The sequence below is a fragment of the Rhodopseudomonas sp. BR0C11 genome, assembly GCF_010820945.1.
Taxonomy (GTDB): domain Bacteria; phylum Pseudomonadota; class Alphaproteobacteria; order Rhizobiales; family Xanthobacteraceae; genus Rhodopseudomonas; species Rhodopseudomonas palustris_H.
The window spans coordinates 1-4,168 of record NZ_QTKI01000415.1 but is presented as its reverse complement, the minus strand read 5'-3'; the positions used below and the strand labels follow the sequence as shown (position 1 = coordinate 4,168).

Here is a 4,168-nt window from a genome sequence, read left to right as displayed (position 1 = left end):
ACCCCCGGGCTCTACACCTTCTAATTCGTCGGCAGCGTCAGATGGGTATAAGAGACGGGTGCACGGCGTGGCTCGCAGCCATCCTTCGAGACGCCCGGCTTAGCCGGGCTCCTCAGGATGAGGCCATGCAGGTTGTTAGTTCTTCAGCCTGAACTCGACGCCTGCCAGGCGGAAGCCGTTGGCGGTGAGCGACACGCCCTGCGCTTGTGCGGCTGCGCGGACCCTCTCGGGAGCCGTCACTTTGAACGTCAGCGCCGTCATCGCTTCGCTGGCGCCCTGCACGAACCGGAACGTGGCGTTCGGCAGGCGCAGTTCGGCGACGCCATCCGCATCCGTTTCCACGGGCAGTTCGAGAATCCGGCCCCAATGCGCGGCGAGATCGGCCGGGTCGGGGCTTTGCATCTCGACTGCGGTCAGCGCCTGCGTGGTGTCGGTGCGGATCGCCTTGGCCCACTCCGGCCCCGCCGGCGGATAGGGCCCGCGAATGTTATCGCTGCCTGCAGTGTGGTTGAGCTCGATAAAGGCGGCGCGGCAGTCGCGCGGGTGGAGCTGGACGCCGTGATACGGCGCGTGGTCGATCACATTGGCGGTGCGGACCCCGAGGCTGGCGGCGTGACGGCCGCGGGCGTCGGGATCGTCGCAACAGAAGATCGCCATGTAGCCGCCGCGGCCTCGGGTCTTCTCCAGGAAGCGGCCCGCCGCGGTGCCCGGTTGGGTCGGTGCGACAATCTCCAAGAGCGTCGCGTCGACCGGCAGCAGCACGTTCTCCAGGCCGTATTTGCCGACGTGGGGATCGCGGTAGCAGATGTTCAGCCCGAGAATCGTCGAGATGTGCGATGCGGCGGGTTCGATCGGCTCAGTGACCAGGCAGATCTGACGCAGGCGGAGGAACGGCGCCATCGTCAGCGGCCCTGAAACACCGGCGCGCGCTTCTCGACGAAGGCGGCCGCGGCTTCCTTGTGGTCGGCGGTCTCGGCACAGCGCGAGTGATGCAGCGCCTCGCCGTCGAAGCAGGCTTCGAGCGACAGGGTTTCGGCGTTGTTGATGTTGGTCTTGATGTAGCCGAGCGTGACGGTCGGGCCCTGTGCCAGCGACAGCGCCAACTCGCGCGTGGCGGATTCGACCTCGGCGTCGGGAACGACGCGGCTGACGATGCCGAGTGCCTGCGCCTGATCGGCGGTCAGCACCGGCGAGGTGAGATACAGCTCGCGGGCTTTCGCCGCGCCGATCAGATGCGTCAGGAAGTACGTGCCGCCGAAGTCGCCCGAGAGCCCGACCTTGGCGAACGCGGTGGTGATCTTGGCCGACGCGCCCGCCACCCGCAGATCGCAGGCGAGCGCCATCGACAGGCCAGCGCCGGCAGCCGCGCCGTCGATCTGCGCCACCACCGGCTTCGGCATCTGATGCAGGATGCGGGACACCTCCATGCCGCGGCGGAGGTTCGCCACCTTCTGTTCGAGCGGCGGCGGAGCACCTGCAGCCGCCATCGACTTGACGTCGCCGCCGACGCAGAACGTGCCGCCGGCGCCCTTCAGCAGCACCGCGCGGACGTCCGGATCGTCTTTGGCGCGATGTGCTGCCTCGACCAAGCCGCGGATCATGTCCTGATTGAGCGCGTTGCGCCGATCCGGACGGTTCATCGTGATGGTGAGCAGGCCGCGGTCGAGGTCTTGCAGGACGATGTCGGTCATGGCGGATCCTTGTTGTTGTTCGTTGTGCCCCATCGACTGTCTTGATGACGCGCGCCTCGGCGCCGTCTCAGGGATTGTCCGTCATTGCGAGCCGAAGGCGAAGCAATCCAGCGCCGTGCACTGAGCTGGATCGCTTCGCTGCGCTCCACGCGATGACGGTTTTGATCGGGCTACTTCTTCACCAGCGGGCAGCGGGAATCGGCGAGCGACTGGAACGCCTGATCGCCCGGCACCGTCGCGAGCAGCTTGTAGTAGTCCCAGCGCCCCTTCGACTCCGACGGCTTCTTGACCTCGAACAGGTACATGTCGTGCACCATCCGGCCATCCTCACGGATCTTGCCGTTCTTGGCGAAGAAGTCGTTGATCGGCATTTCCTTCATCTTCTTGGTCACCGCCGCCGCGTCGGTGGTGCCGGCCGCCTTGACTGCCTGCAGGTAGTGCATCGTTTCGGAGTACAGGCCCGCCTGCGCCGAGGTCGGCATCCGCTTGGTGCGTTCCATGAAGCGCTTGGAGAACGCACGGGTCTCGTCGTTGAGATCCCAATAGAACGCTTCGGCCAAGATCAGGCCCTGGGCGGTTTCCAGCCCGACGCTGTCGATGTCGGAGATGAAGGCGAGCAGCGGCGAGATCTTCTGGCCGCCCTTGGTGATGCCAAACTCGGCGCCCTGCTTGATCGCGTTGATGGTGTCGCCGCCCGCATTGGCGAGGCCGATCACCTTCGCCTTCGAGCTTTGCGCCTGCAGCAGGAACGAGGAGAAATCGGAGGTGTTGAGCGGATGCTTGACGCTGCCCAGCACCTTGCCACCCGACGCCTTGATGACGTTGGTGGTGTCGCGCTCGAGGTCCTGGCCGAACGCGTAGTCGGCCGACAGGAAGAACCAGGTGTCGAGGCCCTGCTTCACCGCCGCAAGGCCGGTGGTGTTGGCCTGCGCGAAGGTGTCGAACACGTAGTGCACGGTGTATGGGCCGCAGGCTTCGTTGCTGAGCCGGATCGACCCCGGGCCGGAGAACATGATGATCTTGTTGCGGGCCTTGGCGATCTCGGCGGCGGCCAGCGCAGTCGCCGAGGCGGCGACGTCGATGATCGCTTCGACGCCCTGATTGTCGAGCATGTCGCGGGCGATGTTGGCGGACAGATCGGCCTTGTTGAGGTGGTCGGCGGCGATGATCTCGACCTTGCGCCCCAGCACCGTGCCGCCGAAATCTTCCACCGCCATCTTGGCCGCAGTCTCGCTGCCCGTTCCGGTGATGTCGGCATAAAGGCCCGACATGTCGAGGATTGCGCCGAGCTTCAGCGGCGGCTGCGATTGCGCCTGCGCGGCGGTGATCGCTGCGATCGACAGACATGCGAGTAGAGTGCTGCGGAACGGCTTCAAGACATCCTCCCTGGCGAGCGCCGATCATGATTGCGGCGCTTCTGATGATTGGGCGCGATCATGCCGCATCGCCTGCTGCGCGGCAAGCGACGCAGTTTTCCGGCGAGTGGAATGAGTCTGTGCGTGCAGAGGTGTGTTACTACACGTTGATGCATCTGAGGCGATTAGTAGTCGCGCGATTACGACTGCGGGCCCGCGCGATACGCGCTGCACGGCCTGCGATATCGCTCATCGGTTTGTCGCGTAACGATCAGCGTCTCGACCGAGACCGATAGCCATTCCACTTCGCCGGGATCGTTTGGATCGCTAGTCTTCGTGAGGTTTGCGAAGAACCCGAATCAACACGGCGGTCTCGATGGCATTTCGGCGAAACAGCGCCTGGTGGCGGACCGCGATCTGCGGCGGTGCTGTGCTGCTGTCGCAGGCGGGCGGCGCCGGGGCGGCCGGCTGTTTGGATCTGCCGGTGCAGGGCGAGGGCGTGGTGGCGTCGGTGATCAATCCGCGCACGCTGCGCCTGGCCGACGGCCGCGAAATCCGGCTCGCCGGCATCGAGCCTTCCCGCGAACGATATGACGCGGAGGTCGCGGCGTTGTCGGCCCTGACGCTCGGCCGAAAGGTATCGCTGCATGGTGCCGACGACGGGCCGGACCGCTACGGCCGGCAATTGGCCTTCGTGGTGGCGGAGCCGGGCAGCGAGCTGGTGCAGCGCCGGCTGCTGGCCGAGGGCGGTGCACTGGTAGGGATCGACGTCCTCCCGGCGGACTGTCGGAAGGATCTGCTGGCGGCCGAAGCCGGCGCCCGCGCTGCGGCGGTCGGTATCTGGATGGCGAGGGATGTCATAAAAAACGCCGCAAATTCCGGCGATATGGTGACCCGGATAGGGCGCTTTACCGTGGTCGAAGGCCGAATCAGCTCGGTGCGGGAAGTCGGTTCGACGGTCTATCTGAACTTTGGCGGTCGCTGGACTCGTGGCTTTGCGGTGACTATTTCAAGGCGCATCGTCGGGTCGTTCGAGGCCGCCGGGCTCGCACCCAAGTCTCTGACAGGACAACGAATTCGGGTGCGCGGCTGGGTCGAGAAGCGGGCCGGGGCGAGCATGGC

The 4,168-nt window shown here is 65.8% G+C and carries 4 protein-coding genes; 1 reads left to right on the top strand and 3 read right to left on the bottom strand.

Annotated elements, in window-relative coordinates; genetic code table 11:
* Positions 1 to 135: 135 nt before the first annotated feature.
* The 3 genes from DYI24_RS22440 to DYI24_RS22430 all read right to left on the bottom strand — a co-directional run bounded on the left by DYI24_RS22440 (position 136) and on the right by DYI24_RS22430 (position 3,067).
* Positions 136 to 900 (bottom strand): VOC family protein, encoded by a 765-nt coding sequence (locus tag DYI24_RS22440; protein WP_164573902.1) that lies wholly within the window; start codon positions 898 to 900, stop codon positions 136 to 138.
* A gap of 2 nt (positions 901 to 902) precedes the next feature.
* On the bottom strand, positions 903 to 1,691 hold the full coding sequence (locus DYI24_RS22435) for an enoyl-CoA hydratase (RefSeq protein ID WP_164573901.1): 789 nt from the start codon (positions 1,689 to 1,691) through the stop codon (positions 903 to 905).
* 170 nt (positions 1,692 to 1,861) lie between these two features.
* Complete coding sequence (locus DYI24_RS22430; protein WP_164573900.1) at positions 1,862 to 3,067, bottom strand: ABC transporter substrate-binding protein; 1,206 nt, start codon at positions 3,065 to 3,067, stop codon at positions 1,862 to 1,864.
* 355 nt (positions 3,068 to 3,422) lie between these two features.
* Between DYI24_RS22430 and DYI24_RS22425 the strand changes: the two genes are divergently transcribed.
* The coding region (locus DYI24_RS22425; RefSeq protein WP_164573899.1) for a thermonuclease family protein at positions 3,423 to 4,168 on the top strand (746 nt) is incomplete at its 3' end.

Excerpts from the sequence above, each read along its gene's own strand:
- DYI24_RS22435 (WP_164573901.1), bottom strand. The coding sequence starts at position 1,691 with ATGACCGACATCGTCCTGCAAGACCTCGACCGCGGCCTGCTCACCATC.
- DYI24_RS22440 (WP_164573902.1), bottom strand. The coding sequence starts at position 900 with ATGGCGCCGTTCCTCCGCCTGCGTCAGATCTGCCTGGTCACTGAGCCG.